Below are 18,103 nucleotides of genomic sequence, written 5' to 3'. Positions count from 1 at the left end.
GCGTAATGCCAAACGAGCAGGACACCGCGCTGAAGGTGGAGAACCTTTCGCTGTGGTATGGCGAGAAACAGGCGCTGAAGGCAATCGATCTGCGCGTGCCCAAAAACCGCATTACCGCGCTGATTGGCCCGTCGGGCTGCGGTAAATCGACGCTGCTGCGCTGCTTTAACCGCATGAACGATCTGATTGACGGCTGTCGGGTTACGGGCGATATCCGCCTGCAGCAGCAGTCGATTCTGGGCGGCAATGAGGATCTCGCGGCGCTGCGCAGAAGAGTCGGCATGGTTTTTCAGCGGCCAAACCCGTTCCCCAAAACCATCTATGAAAACGTGGTGTACGGGCTGCGTCTTCAGGGCGTACGCGACAGGCGCGTGCTGGACGAGGCGGTGGAAAGCGCGCTGCGCGCGGCGGCGCTCTGGTCAGAGGTAAAAAACAACCTCTGGCAGAACGCCTTAACGCTCTCCAGCGGCCAGCAGCAGCGGCTGGTGATCGCCAGAGCCATCGCCATCGAACCGGAAATTTTGCTGCTGGACGAGCCGACCTCGGCGCTCGATCCGATCTCCACGCTGGTGATTGAAGAACTGATGAGCACGCTGAAACAGCATTTCACGCTGGTGCTGGTCACGCATAATATGCAGCAGGCCGCGCGCGTATCCGACTATACCGCGTTTATGCATCACGGCAGCGTGGTGGAGTTTGACGAAACGGACAGGATTTTTACCGCGCCGCGCCAGCGACGCACAGAGGATTATATTACGGGACGCTATGGCTGAATAAAAAAGGGAAACGCCGGTTTCCCTTTTAGCCCCAGGCGTAGCCTTCCGGCGGCAGTTGCTCGCCGTCCAGCCAGGCCGCGCCGTCCTGCATTTTCAGGCGGCCATCCGCAAACCAGCCGACCACCAGCGGATAAATAGCGTGCTCCTGATGCTGCACGCGCGCCGCGACCTCATCGATCGTATCTCCGGAAAAAACCGGTACTTTGGCCTGAAGGATCACCGGGCCACCGTCCAGCTCTTCGGTAACGAAATGCACCGAGGTGCCGTGCTCTTCGTCGCCGTTTTCAATCGCCTGGCGATGCGTGTGCAGGCCAGGATATTTCGGCAGCAGGGAAGGGTGGATATTCAGCATCCTGCCCGCGTAGCGCGCCACGAAATCCGCACTCAGAATACGCATATAGCCTGCCAGGATCACCAGGTCGGGCGCGTAGGCGTCAATTTCCAGCATCAGCTGGCGATCGAAGGCGTCGCGATCGGCAAACTGCGCGGCCGCCAGCGCATGAGCGGGCACGCCCGCCTCGCGCGCGCGCGTCAGGCCGTAAGCGTCGGCTTTGTTGCTGAACACGGCAGCAACGCTGCCGTGGATCCGTCCCTGCCGGCAGGCGTCCAGAATGGCCTGGAGATTGCTCCCCTGGCCGGAAACCAGCACGACGAGCCGCTTCATGCGTTAATCACCACGCGCTCTTCGGCATCGGAGGCTTTAATCACGCCAATCTTCCAGGCTTTTTCGCCGGCGGCGGTCATCAGCTCTACCGCTTTATCCGCTTCGCTGGCGTCCAGCGCAATCACCATGCCGACGCCGCAGTTAAAGGTGCGATACATTTCAAAGCGGCTGACGTTGCCCGCTTCCTGCATCCAGCCGAACACGGCAGGCCACTGCCAGCTTGACTCCGACAGCACCGCCTGGGTGTTGTCCGGCAGCACGCGCGGGATGTTTTCCCAGAAGCCGCCGCCGGTCAGGTGGGCGATAGCGTGGACGTCAACCTGCTCAATCAGGCTGAGAATATTTTTAACGTAAATGCGGGTTGGCTCCAGCAGATGATCCGCCAGCGGCTTGCCTTCAAGCAGGGTGGTTTCCGGGTCGGTATTGCTGAACGCCAGAATTTTGCGCACCAGCGAATAGCCGTTGGAGTGCGGGCCGCTTGAACCCAGCGCAATCAGCACGTCGCCGTCTTTGACTTTGCTGCCGTCGATAATTTCCGACTTTTCCACCACGCCAACGCAGAAGCCCGCCACGTCGTAATCTTCGCCGTGATACATGCCGGGCATTTCAGCCGTTTCGCCGCCGACCAGCGCGCAGCCGGACTGCAGGCAGCCTTCTGCGATACCGGTGATCACGCTGGCGGCCGTCTCCACATCCAGCTTGCCGGTGGCGTAGTAATCAAGGAAGAACAGCGGCTCGGCGCCCTGAACCACCAAATCGTTTACGCACATCGCAACCAGGTCGATACCGATGGCATCGTGGCGCTTCAGGTCCATGGCCAGACGCAGCTTGGTGCCGACGCCGTCAGTGCCGGAAACCAGAACCGGTTCACGGTATTTTTGCGGCAGCGCACAAAGCGCACCGAAACCGCCCAGTCCGCCCATCACTTCCGGGCGACGAGTCTTTTTCACTACGCCTTTGATACGGTCGACTAAAGCATTGCCAGCATCGATATCTACACCGGCGTCTTTATAGCTGAGAGAGGTTTTGTCGGTCACTGCGAAATCCCCACGCGGTTTGCGGTTGGTGGTTGGTAATAAAGCGCGGCAATTCTAACAGCGCAGGCAAACGTTTGCGAGCCTCATCTTCGCCACCATTGCGCCGCGCTCACTTTGCGCTAATCCTTAAGGGGATGGCAGGGATCCGGCAGAAGTCGGATTAAGTAATAGGTACTGGCTGCTAAATGGCGCTATAATCTCGCGATTTTTTTTTGCAGCCATACACTCCGGGAGTAAAACAATGAAGATCGTGGAAGTCAAACACCCGCTGGTCAAACATAAACTGGGTCTGATGCGTGAACAGGACGTCAGCACCAAACGTTTTCGTGAACTCGCCTCGGAGGTGGGAAGTCTGCTGACTTATGAAGCCACATCGGATTTAGAAACGGAAAAGGTCACTATCGAAGGCTGGAACGGCCCGGTAGAAATCGACCAGATCAAAGGCAAAAAAATTACCGTTGTGCCTATCCTGCGTGCCGGCCTGGGCATGATGGAAGGCGTGCTGGAGCACGTGCCCAGCGCGCGCATCAGCGTCGTGGGCGTGTATCGCGACGAAGAGACGCTGGAGCCGGTGCCTTATTTTCAGAAGCTGGTTTCCAATATCGAAGAGCGCATGGCGCTGGTGGTTGACCCTATGCTGGCGACCGGCGGCTCGATGATCGCCACTATCGACCTGCTGAAGAAAGCGGGCTGCAGCAGTATTAAAGTGCTGGTGCTGGTTGCCGCGCCGGAAGGCATCGCGGCGCTGGAAAAAGCGCATCCGGACGTGGAGCTGTATACCGCCTCCGTCGATCAGGGACTGAACGAAAAAGGCTATATCATTCCGGGCCTTGGCGACGCGGGCGACAAGATCTTCGGTACGAAATGATAAAGCCTCAGGCCTTTTTATCCGCCCGTCCGGGGTCGGACAGCGTCCGGCATCGCCGCGCGTTGCCCAACGGCCGTGCCGGGCATCGGCCTGCAACCCGCGTTTTATCATGACTGCCAGCGATCAAGCCGACCAGAGAGTCGGTTTTTTATTGTGAAAAATAAGGGGTAACTCACCATGACGCGTCGCGCTATCGGCGTAAGCGAGCGGCCACCGCTGCTGCAAACCATCCCACTCAGCTTCCAGCATCTGTTCGCCATGTTTGGCGCGACGGTGCTGGTGCCTATCCTGTTTCATATCAATCCGGCCACCGTGCTGCTGTTTAACGGCATCGGCACGCTGCTGTACCTTTTTATCTGTAAAGGGAAAATCCCGGCCTATCTGGGCTCCAGCTTTGCCTTTATTTCGCCGGTGCTGCTGCTGCTGCCGCTGGGCTACGAGGTGGCGCTGGGCGGCTTTATCCTTTGCGGCGTGCTGTTCTGCCTGGTGGCGCTAATTGTAAAAAAAGCCGGAACGGGCTGGCTGGACGTGATGTTTCCACCGGCTGCGATGGGCGCTATCGTGGCGGTCATCGGGCTGGAGCTGGCCGGCGTGGCGGCGAATATGGCCGGTTTGCTGCCGGCTAACGGCGCGGCGGTCGACGGCAAAACCATTCTGATTTCCATGGTGACGCTGGCGGTGACCGTTTTCGGCTCGGTGCTGTTCCGCGGCTTTCTGGCGATTATCCCTATCCTGATCGGCGTGCTGGTCGGCTATGCGCTTTCCTGGTTTATGGGCATCGTAAACTGGTCATCGGTTGAAGCGGCACCGTGGTTTGCGCTGCCGACCTTCTACACGCCGCGCTTCGAGTGGGCGGCAATGCTGACCATTCTGCCTGCGGCGCTGGTGGTGATCGCCGAGCATGTCGGGCATCTGGTGGTTACGGCGAACATCGTTAAAAAAGACCTGCTGAAAGATCCCGGCCTGCATCGCTCGATGTTTGCCAACGGCGTCTCGACGATTTTTTCCGGCCTGTTCGGCTCTACGCCTAACACCACCTATGGCGAAAATATTGGCGTGATGGCAATTACCCGCGTTTACAGCACCTGGGTGATTGGCGGCGCGGCTATTCTTGCCATTCTGCTTTCCTGCGTTGGCAAGCTGGCCGCCGCGATCCAGGCGGTGCCGGTGCCGGTGATGGGCGGCGTGTCGCTGCTGCTGTACGGCGTGATTGGCGCTTCCGGTATCCGCGTGCTGATTGAATCCAAAGTGGATTACAACAAGGCGCAGAACCTGATCCTGACCTCGGTGATCCTGATCATCGGCGTCAGCGGCGCCACGGTGCATATTGGCGCGGCAGAGCTGAAAGGCATGGCGCTGGCGACTATCGTCGGCATCGGGCTGAGCCTGATCTTCCGGCTGATAACACTGATCCGCCCGGAAGAGGTCATTCTGGATCCGCAGGATCGCGAGTAAAGATCTGACGGGCAGCGGCGCTGCCCGTTTCATAATCCTTAAAGAACTGTGATAAACTGCCGCCGGATTTCGACCCATTACTGAGGTGCTTCTGAACACTCCGGCACAGCTCTCACTGCCGCTCTATTTGCCCGATGATGAAACCTTCGCCAGCTTCTGGCCGGGGGATAACCCGTCGCTGATCGCCGCGCTGCAAGGGGCGTTACAGCAGGAGCACGGCAGCTATCTCTATTTCTGGTCGCGTGAAGGCGGCGGGCGCAGCCATCTGCTCCACGCGGCCTGTGCGGAACTCTCCGCGCGTGGCGAAGCCGTGGGCTACGTGCCGCTCGACAAGCGTACCTGGTTCGTGCCTGAAGTACTGGACGGTATGGAACAGCTGGCGCTGATCTGCATCGACAACATCGAGTGCATCGCCGGCGACGAACCCTGGGAAATGGCGATTTTCGATCTCTATAACCGTATTCTGGAAACGGGCCGCACCCGTCTGCTGATCACCGGCGATCGCCCGCCGCGCCAGCTGAACCTGAAGCTGCCCGATCTCGCTTCCCGTCTGGACTGGGGACAAATCTATCGTTTGCAGCCGCTGTCGGATGACGACAAGCTTCAGGCGCTCCAGCTGCGGGCGCGGCTGCGCGGTTTTGAACTGCCAGAAGATGTCGGCCGCTTTCTGCTAAAAAGGCTGGATCGGGAAATGCGCACGCTGTTTATGACGCTGGACAAGCTGGATCGCGCCTCGATCAGCGCCCAGCGCAAGCTGACCATTCCCTTCGTGAAAGAGGCGCTGGATCTTTAAAGGATAGCCAGCACCTGCTCCGGCGGCCTGCCCAGCCGCGCCTTGCCGTTAGCCACCACGATCGGGCGCTCAATCAGCTCCGGATAAGCGACCATTGCCGCCAGCAAATCCGCTTCGCTAAGCGTGGGATCGTCCAGGTTCAGCGCCTGATAGCGCGCCTCTTTGCTGCGCATCAGCTTGCGCGCAGAGCTGAAGCCCGCCTGAAGGAGCAGTCTTTCCAGCGTGGCGACAGTCGGCGGATTTTTCAGATAGAGCACGACTTCCGGTTCAATCCCTTTACTTTGCAACAGCGCCAGCGTTTCGCGGCTTTTGGAGCAGCGTGGGTTATGGTAAATCTCAACGTTCGACATCATTCGCTTACCTTTTCTGATACTGACGGAAACGCTGCTGTAAATAGCGCAGCTGATCGATACGGGCATCGTAGCGGGCCTGCTTGAGGCTGCCCAGCGGCACGGCGGCGCTGGCGTCGCTCAGGCTGCGGATCGCCTGATCCAGCTGGCCGTTCAGCGCCAGGCTTTCCGCCCGCGCCGCCTCTTCTTCATCCGTCAGCCCCTGAGCGGACGACGCCTGCGCCAGCAGATCCCAGCCGTTGGGATCGTCTTTATGCGTCCAGGTATAGCGATAAAGGATTTTGCTGGCGCTGGCGGGCTGCTTCGCCTCGACGTAAGCGTTAGCCAGGTTGAGCTGTACCACCGGGCTGGATGCTTTGGCTTTTTCCAGCAGGGCGATAGCGCGCTGCGGCTGCTTCAGGCCGATATCAATATCGGTCATCAGATCCAGATACCAGACGTTATTCGGCTGAGCGGCCAGCAGCGGCGCGATAATGCGTCGGGCGTTGTCATAGCTTTTCGCCTGCAGGAACTGAACGGCCTTGCCGTACTGCGCGGCGGTCTGCTCGCGCGTGTTGCCTTTACTCAATGTTTCCAGCAGATCGTCACCAAGCTGGTTTTTTCCCGTCGCGTACATGCCCAGCACGCGCACTTTCGCCATATAGAAATCCTGTGACGACTGCACCACGACGGGCTTCATCTGGTTGGCGCGGTTGCGGGCATCGGCCAGGCGGCTGTCGGGCAGGGGATGGGTCAGCAAAATTTCCGGCGGCTTAGAGGCGAAGCGGGACTGGTCGGACAGCTTTTGCAGAAAGTTGGGCATCGCCTGGGGATCGAACCCCGCGCGCTGCAAGACCTGAATGCCGATACGGTCAGCCTCCTGCTCGTTCTGCTGGGTAAAGCTGATCACGCCCTGCTGCGCGCCCGCCAGCGTGCCGCTTAACGCCGCCATCCCGGCCTGCGGGTTTGCCATCGCCAGCAGAATGGAGCCAAGCGCGCCCACCCAGGTCAGCGGCGCGTTACGCTGCTGCTCTTCCATCGCGCGCGCCAGGTGACGCTGGGTAACGTGAGAAATTTCGTGTGCCAGCACCGAGGCCAGCTGGCTTTCGTTTTCGGTATAGCGGAACAGGGCGGAATGCAGCACCACGTTGCCGCCGAAAAAGGCAAAGGCGTTCAGCTCGTCATTGCTGACCAGGAAAAAGTGGAACGGCGTCTTGACCGACCAGGCGTGCGCCACCAGCCGCTGGCCCAGCTGGTTGATATAGTCATTGAGCAGGGGATCGTTGATCAGCGGCGCGCTGGCCCGCAGCTGGCGAACATAGAAATCCCCCATCGCCAGTTCCTGATTAACGGAAAGCGTATTGCCTGCGGTGGTGCCGATATCCGGCAAAGTATCGCTGATGTCGGCCCTGGCAGGCTGCGCGGCTATCGTGGGCAGCAGGATCAGCGACGCCAGCGCGCACCTTTTCAGTCGGTTAATCATGCAAAATCCTATTCTGATAACGTCCTCAATTGCCCGGCAGAAGGATTAACGGTTCTGCAGGACGGCGCTCTTCAGCGGCTATCTTAACCAGAGGTGATAAGGAAGGAAACGCCGCTAAGCATGAATAAATACCGGGCCGGACGAGCATACCTTAAAGTCAGCGAAAAAAACTGAACGTAGGCCCTGCTGGCACACAGGGGCAGGAAAGCGGATTATTAAGTAAATTCAGGTAAATTTATTCAGTAAAATTGAATATGGCACGAAAATTGTTTAGGTTTACTCCTAAAAATGGCTGTAAACCGATCCTTCTCGCCGTCTCTTGCACAGGCCTTCCTTGCGTTTATCTTTATAATCCCGCTCCAGGCTTTATCAGAATTTTTTGCTTAGCCAAAGAACCATGGCTGACTCAGCAGGAATAATAAAAAGCGTTGAGGAGGAAATGCTTTTATACGCTGGCACTTTTTTCTGATTAAAAATATATCTCGCTTTTAAATAAAACAGATAAATAAAACCGACGAGCAGTGCCGCACTTATAAAAGCAGAGTAGCGCTTATTTACAGCAAGAAATAATTTACTCAATCTTTGCGTCAGATTTACACGATAACTTCACTTCCCTCTGTTCCGTTTCCGATTCGTTACGCTTTCTGGAGAGCATACTATGCGTCCTGTTGTGTCTTACGTTTTAATCGCTGCCGTGGCCGGTTTTATTGGCGCCAGCTTCTCTTCCGCCCCGGCTATTGCAGAGAAAATCAGCCAGCACTTCGGCGTTCAGGATAACGATCCTGACGGCTTCTGGAGCACGCCGGCTATCGATGGCTACGGCAAAATTCATTATGAGGCGGATGCGGCTTATAAGCCGGCCGTGGGCGACAGCAATAAAGTCGTGTTCCAGATAACCAAAGCGGAAAATGGCCCTAAAGTCCCTAACCTTGGCCTGGAGCGCGTTGCCCGCGTGGTGAATTTATATATTGCTTCCGGGGTGCCGCAGGAGCAGCTTAAATTTGTGGTCTCGGTGACCGGCGACGGTACGCCAGCAATGTTAAATAACGCGGAATATAAAAAAGTCTTCGGCGTGGATAACCCTAATCTGAAGCTGATTAGCGAACTGCGCGCTAAAGGCGTGGACGTCTCCGTCTGCGATCAGTCAGTGGCTTTCCATCACTTTAAGCATGAGTGGATTGATACCTCCGTTACCCATGCACTTTCCAGCCCGACCACGGTCGCCACGCTGGAAAACCAGGGTTACGCTTTCCTCGCTATGTAGCCATCTTTGTCCCGCCCGTTATCGGTGCGGGACGCTACCCCCGCTGTCGCCTGAATTCGCCTTCTTATCAGTTACCTCTGCCCATCTGCAAAAAATTGAGTTAAAATCTCTAAGATTATTCCTAATGCTGACGATACTCCTTGTATGACTCCATGCTTCACCAGGGCATGACGCGTTACCAAACCAAATTAAAAAAAAGAAGCGACATCTATGAAATGTTTCCTCGGGGCTAATCTATGAGGCTTCCTCGTCTGAAGCTGGATTTGCGCACGCTGATTATGCTGCTGGCCTTCGCCAGCATTGCCATCACGTTGGCCAACTCTTTGTACGCCACCCGGCAAGTGCAGCGGGAAGTGCTGATCGAAAATACGCTGGAATCCAACCGGGTTTATGCGACCAAGCTCGCCTCTACCACGGAAATGTTTTTTCAGCTGGCGGAATCGCAGCTGGCTTTCAGTGCCAAAACGCTGGGACAGGGCGGCAATGATGACGCGCTGATGCAGCGTGAAGTCATGCGCCTGCGCGAGCAGACCAACAGTTTTAACTCGGCGGTGATTATCGATGCCAACGGCTGGGTAAAAGCCATCTCTCCCGACTCGCTGATGCTCAAAGGCGTGCATCTGACCACGCCGGTTACCCGACAGGCGCTGAAAGAGCGTAAACCGCTGGTCAGCCAGCCTTCGCTGTCGGTCGCCAATAATTTAATGGTGTTCGTCTCCTATCCTATCTGGTCGCCCAACGGCGTCTATCTGGGTTTTGTTGGCGGCACCATCTACCTGAAGAAAAAGAGTATTCTCAACGAGCTACTGGGCGAGCAGTTCTACCGTGACGGCTCTTCTCTTTACGTGGTCGACAGCGGCAACCGCGTGCTGTATCACCAAAACGGCACGTTAATCGGGCAGAAAATCGCGCCGCTGATTAGCGACGAGATGAAACAGGATAACGGCTCTCAGCAGGTGTCGAAGCAAAACGGCGAGCCGATGCTGGCGGGCTACGCAATGGTTGCCACGCCCGGCTGGATGATTGTGGCGATGAAGCCGACGCCCACCACGCTGACGCCGCTTACCAGCATGATGCTGCAGGTGGTGCAGCGCGCCGTTCCGCTGGCGCTGTTGACGCTGGCGTTAGCCTGGCTGTTTGCCTGGCTGATCGCGCGGCCGCTGGGGCAGCTGGCGGACAACGCCAGCCAGATGGATGCGCCCGGCGCGTCTACGGAGATTGGCGCCATCCGCTCCTGGTATTACGAAGCGGCGCAGATCAAGCGGGCAATGCTCACCGGCCTCGGCCTGCTGCAGGATAAAATTGGTCGCCTGAAGTTTGAGGTGCAGACCGATCCTATGACCTCCTTGCTGAACCGTCGCGGCCTGCACGCCGTGCTGGAGTATTTTTACGCCACGCGCCAGCCTTTTGCCGTGCTGGCGCTGGATATCGATCACTTTAAACGCGTCAACGACGGCTGGGGCCACGACGTGGGCGACAGCGTGATTAAAAGCGTGGCGCAGGAGCTGAGCAAAAGCTCGCGCCAGACCGATGTGGTATGCCGCAACGGCGGCGAAGAGTTTTTGATGATCCTGCCGGGCGCGGACCGGGAAATGGCGGCGGTAATTGCCGAGCGCGTGCGTAAAAAAATTGAACAGCTGGTGCTGGCCCCGGTGGGATGCGTGACGCTGTCGATTGGCGTAGCGCTGTGGAACGCGGACGAGATGCCGCTGGAGCAGGTATTTAAACAGGCGGACGACGCCCTCTACAGCGCCAAACATGCCGGACGCAACCGCGTGGTGGTGAGCGGGCAATGGCAGGAAACGGCGCAGGAGATTTACCGTCAGTATGGCTGAGGCCGGCGCTGGAAGCCGCGCGGCCAGCCATTTTTTCAGGTAGACTCTGCGGCTTCCTTCAGTAAGCCAGGACTTTTCCATGCTGGATCTTCTACTACAGTGGTATCGCCGGCGCTTTAGCGATCCCCAGGCTATCGCGCTGCTGGCGATACTGCTTGCCGCTTTCGGCATCCTTTTCTTCTTTAACGGCCTGCTGGCGCCGCTGCTGGTGGCGCTGGTTGTTGCTTATCTGCTGGAGTGGCCGACGGTACGTCTGGAACGGCTTGGCTGCTCGCGCGCCTGGGCCACTACTATCGTACTGATTTTCTTCGCCACTATTGTGCTGGTGCTGATCCTGGTCGTGGCGCCCGTCGCCTGGCAACAGGGCATCAATTTAGCGCACGAGCTGCCTACGATGCTAACCAGCCTGTATCACTTTGCCACGCGTCTGCCGGAGCGTTTCCCGGCGCTGATAGATGTCGGGCTGGTCGATATCGTGGTGGAAAACCTGCGCGCCAGGCTGAGCGGTATCGGCGATCAGCTGCTGCGCTATTCTCTGGCTTCGTTGGTGGGCCTGATGACGCTGGCGATTTACCTGGTGCTGGTGCCTCTGATGGTGTTCTTCCTGCTTAAGGATAAAGAGCAGATGCTGGCGGCGATCGGCCGCATTTTACCGCGTAATCGCGGCCTGGCCGGACAGGTCTGGCTGGAGATGAATCAGCAGGTTTCCAACTATATTCGCGGCAAAGTGCTGGAAATGGTGGTGGTCGGCGTGGCGAGCTGGATCGGTTTTCTGGCTATCGGCATGAACTACGCGCTGCTGCTGGCGGTGCTGGTTGGCGTGTCGGTACTGATCCCTTACATAGGCGCGCTGGCCGTGACCGTGCCGGTTATTGGCGTAGGCCTGGCGCAGTGGGGGCTGGGCGGCGATTTCTGGACGATGATTATCGTTTATCTGATTATTCAGGGTCTGGACGGCAATATTCTGGTGCCGGTGCTGTTTTCCGAAGCGGTGAATCTGCATCCGCTGGTAATTATTCTGTCGGTGGTTATCTTTGGCGGCCTGTGGGGCTTCTGGGGCGTATTTTTCGCTATTCCGCTGGCCTCGCTGGTGAAAGCGGTGCTTCATGCCTGGCCTGATGAATATGGCGACGCTTATAATAAAAAAGATTGATTTAAATATCAGCAGTTGTGTAATTTACAACGTACGTGCTGGATTAGTGAGCAACTTTTACTACACGCTTTTCTTTTGAGGTCGGAGCAAACCAGATGGAGCTAAATGCTGAAGAAGTAGCCATAGCAAACCGAGCAAAAGCGGAGGCAAAAACGCTAAAAAAAGCTGTTTATTTGGACTTCTCAAAAGATATTGTAGCGAATGAAAAGCCTGTCTTGATTATGATGTCGGGAGCGCCTGGGGCGGGGAAAACAGAAGTAGTACAAGAGCTTATGTAAGAATTAAGAAACATAAACAGCATAGACCCGGATAGTTATCGCCCTTTATTTAAAGAATACAACGGTGATAATTCACATCTTTTTCAGGGGGCTTGTACTGCTCTGTTGAGTCATGTTTATGAAAATGCGGTAAAAAATAAGCTCAACATCATATTAGACACAAATCTTATTAATTTTGACGTGGCCATGAGGAATCTTCTTAAGGCATCGGGCTTTGGCTATAAAATAATGGTTTATCATGTGTCTTTAGACCCATACATAGCATGGCGATTTGTAAAAACCCGCACGCGAAAAATTTTACCTGAGACTTTTAAGCGTAATGTATTCCTTGTTCGGGAAGTATTAGTCAAGTTATTGCAACATGAATCCGCGAAAAATGTTCGACTTACGATATTGCATAAATGGGTAGATCTGGAAGAGCGTGATAAACCGATCAGGGACCTGATTTTATATAAAAAAGTTACTCAAAACGCTAACGTGACCATGCTGGACATGGTAGCGCCAATGATGTACAGCAGGGAAGATTTAGAGGATTTTGTGGTATGATTAATCAGCAGCAGCAAATGAACGAAGGGGGCTAACATGGCGCAGACGATGGTTAAAGATAAAATCGATCCCTTGGATCTGTTTGCCGATCGCGTATCACCCGAGGTCGAACAGATGATGACGAAGGTGGCCGAGCGTTCCACTCGGCTTCAGCTAGATGCTATTGATCAGTATGAAAGCGCAAAAGAACTAACCTCGGAAAAGTTTTTGCAGGCAAGCATTAAAGAACTTACCGATCGCGAAAAGCACCTGGCAGAAGCCTATTCCAGTGCGTTTTACAGAAGAGCATCTTTCGGAGCCAGGCAGCGCGCCAAAAAGTTAAATCCGAAGTTTATGAAACAGGCTGCGCTACCGGTTGAGGGAAAAATTTACACGCTGGCTTATAAAGGTGCCTCTGTACAAATTCTTGAAGATGCAGATAAGAATATTACGGTGTTCAGGGTGTCTTCCGCTCGCCTGCCAGGTTTAAAAAGAGCCGCGCGTAATCCGGCTGCAGGCTTAAAAAAGTTGAGTAAATAAGCAAAGATGTAAACGACAGTTTTATTACGATAAAACCCCGCATAAGCGGGGTTTTTTGTCAGTCAGGCCTGAGCCGATTGCAAATAGTCCATCACGATATCGTGGTGGTTGCTGGTTTTGAAATCATCAAACACTTTTTCGATTTTGCCGTCGGTACCAATCAGGAAGCTGATGCGGTGGATGCCGTCATAGGTTTTGCCCATAAAGGTTTTCTCGCCCCAGATGCCGAACTGCTCGCAAACCTGATGATTTTCATCCGACAGCAGCGTGAAGTTCAGCAGCTCCTTCTCGACAAAACGCGAGAGTTTTTCCGGTTTATCGGTGCTGATGCCCAGCACTTCCACGCCCGCTTTTTTCAGCTCGTCCATGCTGTCGCGCAGACCGCACGCCTGTACGGTGCAGCCCGGCGTCATGGCTTTTGGGTAAAAATAGACCAGAACGCGCTGTCCCTGGAAGTCGGTCAGGTTTACCTGCTCGCCATCCTGGTCGGGCAAGCTAAAGACGGGTGCGGGATCGCCGGCTTTCAGTGGATTCATCACTATTCTCCGTTTTTTCATCATGCTGTGGATACTGGACGACGCTAATAGTGCCTTGTGCACTTAACTCTGTACAGAGGCTGTTAAACGCCTGCTCAATAATGGCAGCATCCTGGCTGGCAGGACTGTGCGCGGTAATTTGAATATAGAGCAAGGACGGCTGATTTTCTGCCGCAGGTTGCGTGCGTGAGACCAGTTCAGCAATATGCATCTGATGGGAATCAAAGAGATCGGTAAAGCGTTCGATAATATGCGCGGAGTCGGTGACTTCAATCTGCACCCAGACGGTAGCGGGCATAGGCGGCCTTTCGCGAAAGGTGGTGCGCTTCATCACGATCAGCAGCTCCAGCTCGGCGCCTTTCAGCGGCAGCGTCGATTCAATCAGCGCGATAGCGTTCCAGCTTCCTGAAAGCAGCATAATAAAAGTGAATTCATCACCCAATATGGCCAGGCGGCTGTCTTCGATATTGCAATCGCAGCTGCTGACGTGGCGGGTAATGGTATTAACAATCCCCGGTCGGTCGACGCCCACGGCGGTAATAACCAGGTGATGTTGCTCTGACTGCGGCAAAATAATGCTTCCTGTACGTCTCAGTGATTAGCAATTGTGATAACTCTTAGGTAAACATAAAAAATACCCTGTGCCAAGGGGCCTGGCAGGCTTGCCCGCTTGCTTTTCGTGGGCCGTCAAACGTACCATGAAGCACTTGTTTGTGGAGGGGATGGCTAATGTTTACGGGAAGTATTGTTGCGCTCGTTACGCCGATGGACGACAAAGGGTCCGTCTGTCGCGCAAGTCTGAAAAAACTGATTGATTATCATGTTGCCAGCGGAACAGCGGCAATTGTCTCCGTAGGAACAACGGGCGAATCGGCAACATTAAGCCACGACGAGCATGGTGACGTGGTCATGCTGACGCTGGAGCTGGCCGACGGGCGCATTCCCATCATTGCCGGTACCGGCGCCAACGCCACGGCAGAAGGCATCGCGCTGACGCATCGTTTTGAAAACAGCGGCGTGGTAGGCTGCCTTACCGTCACCCCATACTACAATCGTCCAACCCAGGAAGGGTTGTACCAGCACTTTAAAGCCATCGCCGAAAGCACCGATCTTCCGCAAATGCTCTACAATGTGCCGTCGCGTACCGGTTGCGATATGCTGCCGGAAACCGTAGGCCGTCTGGCGAAGATCAAAAATATTATCGGAATCAAAGAGGCGACCGGGAACTTATCGCGGGTTAGCCAGATCCAAGAGCTGGTCGATGACGATTTCGTGCTGGTCAGCGGCGACGACCTTTCTGCCCTCGACTTTATGCAGCTGGGCGGCAGGGGCGTTATCTCCGTAACGGCCAACATCGCCGCGCGCGAAATGGCGGAGCTCTGCGCGCTTGCGCAGCAGGGCAACTTCCGGGAAGCGCGCCGCCTTAACCAGCGTCTGATGCCTCTGCATCAGAAGCTATTTATTGAGCCTAATCCTGTCCCGGTAAAATGGGCTGCTAAAAAATTAGGATTAATTGCAACCGATACGCTGCGTCTACCAATGACGCCGATGACTGATGCCGGTCGTCCGGTTGTTGAGCAGGCACTGAAAGACGCAGGCCTGCTGTAAATTTAGGGAGAAGTAATGGCTTACTCAGTACAAAAGTCGGCAATCGCAAAAGTGGTTGGCCTGTCGCTGGTGATGTTGTTGGCGGCATGTTCGAGCGATCAGCGCTACAAGCGCCAGGTCAGCGGCGACGAATCTTACCTCAAAGCTGCGGATATCAACGAGCTGCACGCGCCAGCAGGAATGATCCTGCCGCTGCAAAACGGTGATTTTGATATCCCTTCCGCCAGCGCGAAAGGCGCCGTCGGCAAGCAGCTGGATATCCGTCCACCGGCCCAGCCGCTGGCGCTGATCAACGGCGCCCGCACTCAGTTTGCCGGCAACTCCGGCGTGCTGCTAATCGATAACGCCAGCGGCGCGCTGTGGCCGCAGGTTGTGACGGTAGTGCAGACGCGCAACTATCCGATTGCCAGCCGCACCGACGGCAGCCAGACGCTGACCACCGACTGGGTGCAGTGGAACCGCGCTGATGAAGATCATCAGTATCGCGGCCGCTACCAGATAGCCGTGCAGCAGCAGGGCTATCAGCAGGCGCTGAGCGTGAAGCTGCTGGAGCTGGAGCAGGAAGGTAAAGCCGTTACTTCACCCGTCCAGCTGCAGCGCTACACCGCGCAGATGCTGAACGAGCTGAGCGCTGGCCTGGATAAAATCGCCACGACTCGCGACGACGCGGCGGTTAAAGGCAGCACTGCGCAAATCAACGTGCAGAGCGGCGCGGACGATACCGGCCTGCCTACGCTGGTGGTGCGCGCGCCGTTTAACCTGGTCTGGGAGCGTCTGCCGACCGCGCTGGAGCGCGTGGGCATGAAGATCACCGACCGCAACCGTCCGCAGGGCAGCCTGAACGTGACCTACAGCGCCCCGTCCAGCGAGACCTGGGACAGCATTGGCGCGAAAGATCCTGAGCTGACCGACGGCAACTATAAGCTACAGGTCGGCGATCTGGATAACCGCAGCAGCCTGCAGTTCCTGGATCCAAAAGGCCATGCGCTGACCCAGTCGCAAAACGATGCGCTGGTCGCCGTGTTCCAGGCGGCATTTAACAAATAATCGAAAGGCCGACGCGCGTCGGCCTTTTTTATTTGCTGCCGCGTAATCGATTGCTTCGGTTTTTTCGCGTCCGATCATACAATGGACGCAACAGTTCATACCCGACCGGTTTCGGCCTGTTCGCAGGCGCAAAGCACCGGGCATTTCACGTTTGGAGTAAAGAGATGAAAAAGCAAGCTGAGTTGTATCGCGGCAAAGCGAAAACCGTTTACAGCACCGAAAATCCGGATCTGCTGATACTCGAATTCCGCAACGATACATCAGCCCTGGACGGTGAGCGCATCGAACAGTTTGACCGCAAAGGAATGATTAACAATAAATTTAATCACTTTATCATGAGCAAGCTGGCGGAAGCGGGCATCCCTACCCAGATGGAAGCGCTGCTGTCGGACAATGAAGCGCTGGTCAAAAAGCTGGAAATGGTGCCGGTGGAGTGTGTAGTGCGCAACCGCGCGGCAGGGTCGCTGGTGAAGCGCCTGGGCGTGGAAGAGGGCACCATCCTGAACCCGCCGCTGTTCGATCTGTTTTTAAAAGACGATGCGCGTCACGATCCCATGATCAACGAATCCTACTGTGAAACCTTTGGCTGGGTGAGCAAAGAGAACCTGGCGCGTATGCGCGAGCTGACCTACAAAGCCAACGACGTGCTGAGCCAGCTTTTCTCCGATGCCGGTCTGATCCTGGTGGACTTCAAGCTCGAGTTCGGCCTGTTCCACGGCGAAGTCACGCTGGGCGATGAGTTTTCCCCGGATGGCGCGCGCCTGTGGGACAAAGAGACGCTGAATAAAATGGATAAAGATCGCTATCGCCAGAGTCTGGGCGGTCTGATTGAAGCCTATGAAGAAGTGGCGAATCGTCTGGGCGTGAAGCTGGACTGATTTCCCCCGGCCGTGGGTGTCGCCACGGCCGCTTTTCTCTTACCTGCTCCGCTAATCTACCTCTATTCTGAAATACCTTTCCGTTCCGGCCCGGCAGCCGCCGCAAGGCTGGTGTTAGCGGCTATGCGCGACTAAAATCACTCCAACAGTTCATAATCCGAGGTAGTGTATGCGTTGGCAAGGGCGCCGTGAGAGCGATAACGTGGAAGATCGCCGTAATGAATCCGGTGGTAACTCAATGGGCGCGGGACGGATGCGTATTCCGCGCGGCAAAGGCGGCATTATTCTGCTGATCGTCGTGATGATTGCGGGCTACTACGGCTACGATTTAACGCCTTTATTGACCGGCGAGTCGACCTCGCTCTCTTCACAACAGCAGCAGCAGCGAAGCACGCCGCAGCAGGATGAGGCGGCGAAATTCACCTCGGTGATGCTGGCCACCACGGAAGACACCTGGCAAAAAATCTTCGAGAAAATGGGCAAAACCTATACGCCACCCAAGCTGGTGATGTATCGCGGTGCAACCCGTACCGGCTGCGGCACGGGACAGTCCGTGATGGGGCCGTTCTACTGCCCGACCGACAGCACCGTCTACATCGATCTGTCGTTCTATGATGAAATGAAAAACAAGCTTGGCGCCGATGGCGACTTTGCGCAGGGCTACGTGGTCGCGCACGAGGTCGGACACCACGTGCAGCATCTTCTTGGTATTGAACCTAAGGTGCGTCAGCTGCAGCAGCAGGGCGGCCAAAAGCAGGCGAACCAGCTTTCCGTGAAGCTGGAGCTACAGGCCGACTGCTTTGCCGGCGTTTGGGGCCACTACATGCAGCAGGAAAACGTGCTGGAGCCGGGCGATTTGCAGGAGGCGCTGAACGCCGCCGAAGCGATCGGGGACGATCGTCTGCAACAGAAAAGCCAGGGACGCGTAGTGCCGGACAGTTTCACCCACGGCACCTCGGAGCAGCGCTACAGCTGGTTTAAAAAAGGGTTCGACAGCGGCAATCCTGGCCAGTGTGACACTTTCAGTGGCTGAT

Annotated in this window: 18 protein-coding genes and 1 pseudogene; 13 read left to right on the top strand and 6 right to left on the bottom strand. The window is 56.0% G+C overall.

Translation table 11 applies throughout. From position 1 onward, the window contains the following. Window positions 1-5 precede the first annotated feature (5 nt). A complete protein-coding gene (pstB, locus tag ACA373_RS09225; protein ID WP_253459385.1) occupies window positions 6-773 on the top strand; it encodes a phosphate ABC transporter ATP-binding protein PstB in 768 nt (255 codons plus the stop codon). A 28-nt stretch (window positions 774-801) separates the two neighbouring features. Here the strand turns inward: pstB and purN are convergent, their stop codons facing one another. Both purN and purM read right to left on the bottom strand, forming a co-directional pair. Continuing rightward, complete coding sequence (purN, locus tag ACA373_RS09220) at window positions 802-1,440, bottom strand: phosphoribosylglycinamide formyltransferase (protein WP_253459388.1); 639 nt, start codon at window positions 1,438-1,440, stop codon at window positions 802-804. Further along, window positions 1,437-2,477, bottom strand: a complete 1,041-nt coding sequence (purM, locus tag ACA373_RS09215) for a phosphoribosylformylglycinamidine cyclo-ligase (RefSeq protein WP_253459391.1) — start codon at window positions 2,475-2,477, stop codon at window positions 1,437-1,439. Before purM ends, purN begins: the two co-directional genes overlap by 4 nt. Window positions 2,478-2,718: 241 nt before the next feature. Between purM and upp the strand changes: the two genes are divergently transcribed. The 3 genes from upp (at window position 2,719) to hda (ending at window position 5,593) form a co-directional block, all read left to right on the top strand. Further along, the gene (gene upp / locus ACA373_RS09210) at window positions 2,719-3,345 is read left to right on the top strand and encodes a uracil phosphoribosyltransferase (RefSeq protein WP_125289554.1); all 627 of its coding nucleotides are present in this window, start codon (window positions 2,719-2,721) and stop codon (window positions 3,343-3,345) included. Window positions 3,346-3,522: 177 nt separating this feature from the next. Further along, the gene (gene uraA / locus ACA373_RS09205; protein WP_253459394.1) at window positions 3,523-4,800 is read left to right on the top strand and encodes a uracil permease; all 1,278 of its coding nucleotides are present in this window, start codon (window positions 3,523-3,525) and stop codon (window positions 4,798-4,800) included. Window positions 4,801-4,885: 85 nt separating this feature from the next. Further along, window positions 4,886-5,593, top strand: coding sequence for a DnaA inactivator Hda (hda, locus tag ACA373_RS09200; RefSeq protein ID WP_125289556.1), 708 nt, complete (start codon window positions 4,886-4,888; stop codon window positions 5,591-5,593). Here hda and arsC read toward each other — a convergent pair. Further along, the gene (arsC, locus tag ACA373_RS09195; protein ID WP_253461249.1) at window positions 5,590-5,943 is read right to left on the bottom strand and encodes an arsenate reductase (glutaredoxin); all 354 of its coding nucleotides are present in this window, start codon (window positions 5,941-5,943) and stop codon (window positions 5,590-5,592) included. The two genes, hda and arsC, sit on opposite strands and share 4 nt — an antisense overlap. A gap of 7 nt (window positions 5,944-5,950) precedes the next feature. Beyond that, complete coding sequence (locus tag ACA373_RS09190) at window positions 5,951-7,405, bottom strand: M48 family metallopeptidase (RefSeq protein WP_253459397.1); 1,455 nt, start codon at window positions 7,403-7,405, stop codon at window positions 5,951-5,953. 658 nt (window positions 7,406-8,063) lie between these two features. On the opposite strand from ACA373_RS09190, the gene ACA373_RS09185 reads away from it, so the two are divergent. From ACA373_RS09185 to ACA373_RS09165, 5 genes and pseudogenes are all read left to right on the top strand, one after another. Further along, window positions 8,064-8,669, top strand: a complete 606-nt coding sequence (locus ACA373_RS09185; protein WP_253459402.1) for a DsrE family protein — start codon at window positions 8,064-8,066, stop codon at window positions 8,667-8,669. 236 nt (window positions 8,670-8,905) lie between these two features. After that, complete coding sequence (locus ACA373_RS09180) at window positions 8,906-10,504, top strand: sensor domain-containing diguanylate cyclase (protein ID WP_370734364.1); 1,599 nt, start codon at window positions 8,906-8,908, stop codon at window positions 10,502-10,504. Window positions 10,505-10,583: 79 nt separating this feature from the next. Then, window positions 10,584-11,657 (top strand): AI-2E family transporter, encoded by a 1,074-nt coding sequence (locus ACA373_RS09175; RefSeq protein WP_369895792.1) that lies wholly within the window; start codon window positions 10,584-10,586, stop codon window positions 11,655-11,657. Between the two features lie 95 nt (window positions 11,658-11,752). Then, window positions 11,753-12,481 (top strand): annotated as a pseudogene (locus ACA373_RS09170) (zeta toxin family protein). A gap of 36 nt (window positions 12,482-12,517) precedes the next feature. Continuing rightward, window positions 12,518-13,000 (top strand): hypothetical protein, encoded by a 483-nt coding sequence (locus ACA373_RS09165; RefSeq protein ID WP_369895790.1) that lies wholly within the window; start codon window positions 12,518-12,520, stop codon window positions 12,998-13,000. A gap of 62 nt (window positions 13,001-13,062) precedes the next feature. Here ACA373_RS09165 and bcp read toward each other — a convergent pair whose 3' ends face one another. After that, on the bottom strand, window positions 13,063-13,536 hold the full coding sequence (gene bcp / locus ACA373_RS09160) for a thioredoxin-dependent thiol peroxidase (RefSeq protein WP_370734363.1): 474 nt from the start codon (window positions 13,534-13,536) through the stop codon (window positions 13,063-13,065). Further along, window positions 13,496-14,107 (bottom strand): glycine cleavage system transcriptional repressor, encoded by a 612-nt coding sequence (locus ACA373_RS09155; RefSeq protein ID WP_370734362.1) that lies wholly within the window; start codon window positions 14,105-14,107, stop codon window positions 13,496-13,498. Before ACA373_RS09155 ends, bcp begins: the two co-directional genes overlap by 41 nt. 158 nt (window positions 14,108-14,265) lie before the next feature. Between ACA373_RS09155 and dapA the strand changes: the two genes are divergently transcribed. The 4 genes from dapA to ACA373_RS09135 all read left to right on the top strand — a co-directional run bounded on the left by dapA (window position 14,266) and on the right by ACA373_RS09135 (window position 18,102). Then, complete coding sequence (dapA, locus tag ACA373_RS09150; protein ID WP_125289566.1) at window positions 14,266-15,144, top strand: 4-hydroxy-tetrahydrodipicolinate synthase; 879 nt, start codon at window positions 14,266-14,268, stop codon at window positions 15,142-15,144. A gap of 15 nt (window positions 15,145-15,159) precedes the next feature. After that, window positions 15,160-16,191, top strand: coding sequence for an outer membrane protein assembly factor BamC (gene bamC / locus ACA373_RS09145; RefSeq protein ID WP_253459416.1), 1,032 nt, complete (start codon window positions 15,160-15,162; stop codon window positions 16,189-16,191). Between the two features lie 164 nt (window positions 16,192-16,355). After that, the gene (gene purC / locus ACA373_RS09140; protein WP_253459418.1) at window positions 16,356-17,069 is read left to right on the top strand and encodes a phosphoribosylaminoimidazolesuccinocarboxamide synthase; all 714 of its coding nucleotides are present in this window, start codon (window positions 16,356-16,358) and stop codon (window positions 17,067-17,069) included. Window positions 17,070-17,238: 169 nt separating this feature from the next. After that, complete coding sequence (locus ACA373_RS09135; RefSeq protein WP_253459420.1) at window positions 17,239-18,102, top strand: neutral zinc metallopeptidase; 864 nt, start codon at window positions 17,239-17,241, stop codon at window positions 18,100-18,102. The last annotated feature ends 1 nt before the right edge of the window (window position 18,103 follow it).

The organism is Erwinia sp. STN24, from assembly GCF_041320675.1.
In the GTDB taxonomy this organism is placed as follows: domain Bacteria; phylum Pseudomonadota; class Gammaproteobacteria; order Enterobacterales; family Enterobacteriaceae; genus Erwinia; species Erwinia aeris.
This window is presented reverse-complemented; position numbering and strand designations above follow the sequence as displayed.

Excerpts from the sequence above, each read along its gene's own strand:
- uraA (WP_253459394.1), top strand. The coding sequence starts at position 3,523 with ATGACGCGTCGCGCTATCGGCGTAAGCGAGCGGCCACCGCTGCTGCAA.
- purC (WP_253459418.1), top strand. The coding sequence starts at position 16,356 with ATGAAAAAGCAAGCTGAGTTGTATCGCGGCAAAGCGAAAACCGTTTAC.
- ACA373_RS09165 (WP_369895790.1), top strand. The coding sequence starts at position 12,518 with ATGGCGCAGACGATGGTTAAAGATAAAATCGATCCCTTGGATCTGTTT.
- bamC (WP_253459416.1), top strand. The coding sequence starts at position 15,160 with ATGGCTTACTCAGTACAAAAGTCGGCAATCGCAAAAGTGGTTGGCCTG.
- arsC (WP_253461249.1), bottom strand. The coding sequence starts at position 5,943 with ATGTCGAACGTTGAGATTTACCATAACCCACGCTGCTCCAAAAGCCGC.
- pstB (WP_253459385.1), top strand. The coding sequence starts at position 6 with ATGCCAAACGAGCAGGACACCGCGCTGAAGGTGGAGAACCTTTCGCTG.
- ACA373_RS09135 (WP_253459420.1), top strand. The coding sequence starts at position 17,239 with ATGCGTTGGCAAGGGCGCCGTGAGAGCGATAACGTGGAAGATCGCCGT.
- bcp (WP_370734363.1), bottom strand. The coding sequence starts at position 13,536 with ATGAATCCACTGAAAGCCGGCGATCCCGCACCCGTCTTTAGCTTGCCC.
- purN (WP_253459388.1), bottom strand. The coding sequence starts at position 1,440 with ATGAAGCGGCTCGTCGTGCTGGTTTCCGGCCAGGGGAGCAATCTCCAG.
- dapA (WP_125289566.1), top strand. The coding sequence starts at position 14,266 with ATGTTTACGGGAAGTATTGTTGCGCTCGTTACGCCGATGGACGACAAA.
- upp (WP_125289554.1), top strand. The coding sequence starts at position 2,719 with ATGAAGATCGTGGAAGTCAAACACCCGCTGGTCAAACATAAACTGGGT.
- ACA373_RS09185 (WP_253459402.1), top strand. The coding sequence starts at position 8,064 with ATGCGTCCTGTTGTGTCTTACGTTTTAATCGCTGCCGTGGCCGGTTTT.
- ACA373_RS09180 (WP_370734364.1), top strand. The coding sequence starts at position 8,906 with ATGAGGCTTCCTCGTCTGAAGCTGGATTTGCGCACGCTGATTATGCTG.
- ACA373_RS09190 (WP_253459397.1), bottom strand. The coding sequence starts at position 7,405 with ATGATTAACCGACTGAAAAGGTGCGCGCTGGCGTCGCTGATCCTGCTG.
- ACA373_RS09175 (WP_369895792.1), top strand. The coding sequence starts at position 10,584 with ATGCTGGATCTTCTACTACAGTGGTATCGCCGGCGCTTTAGCGATCCC.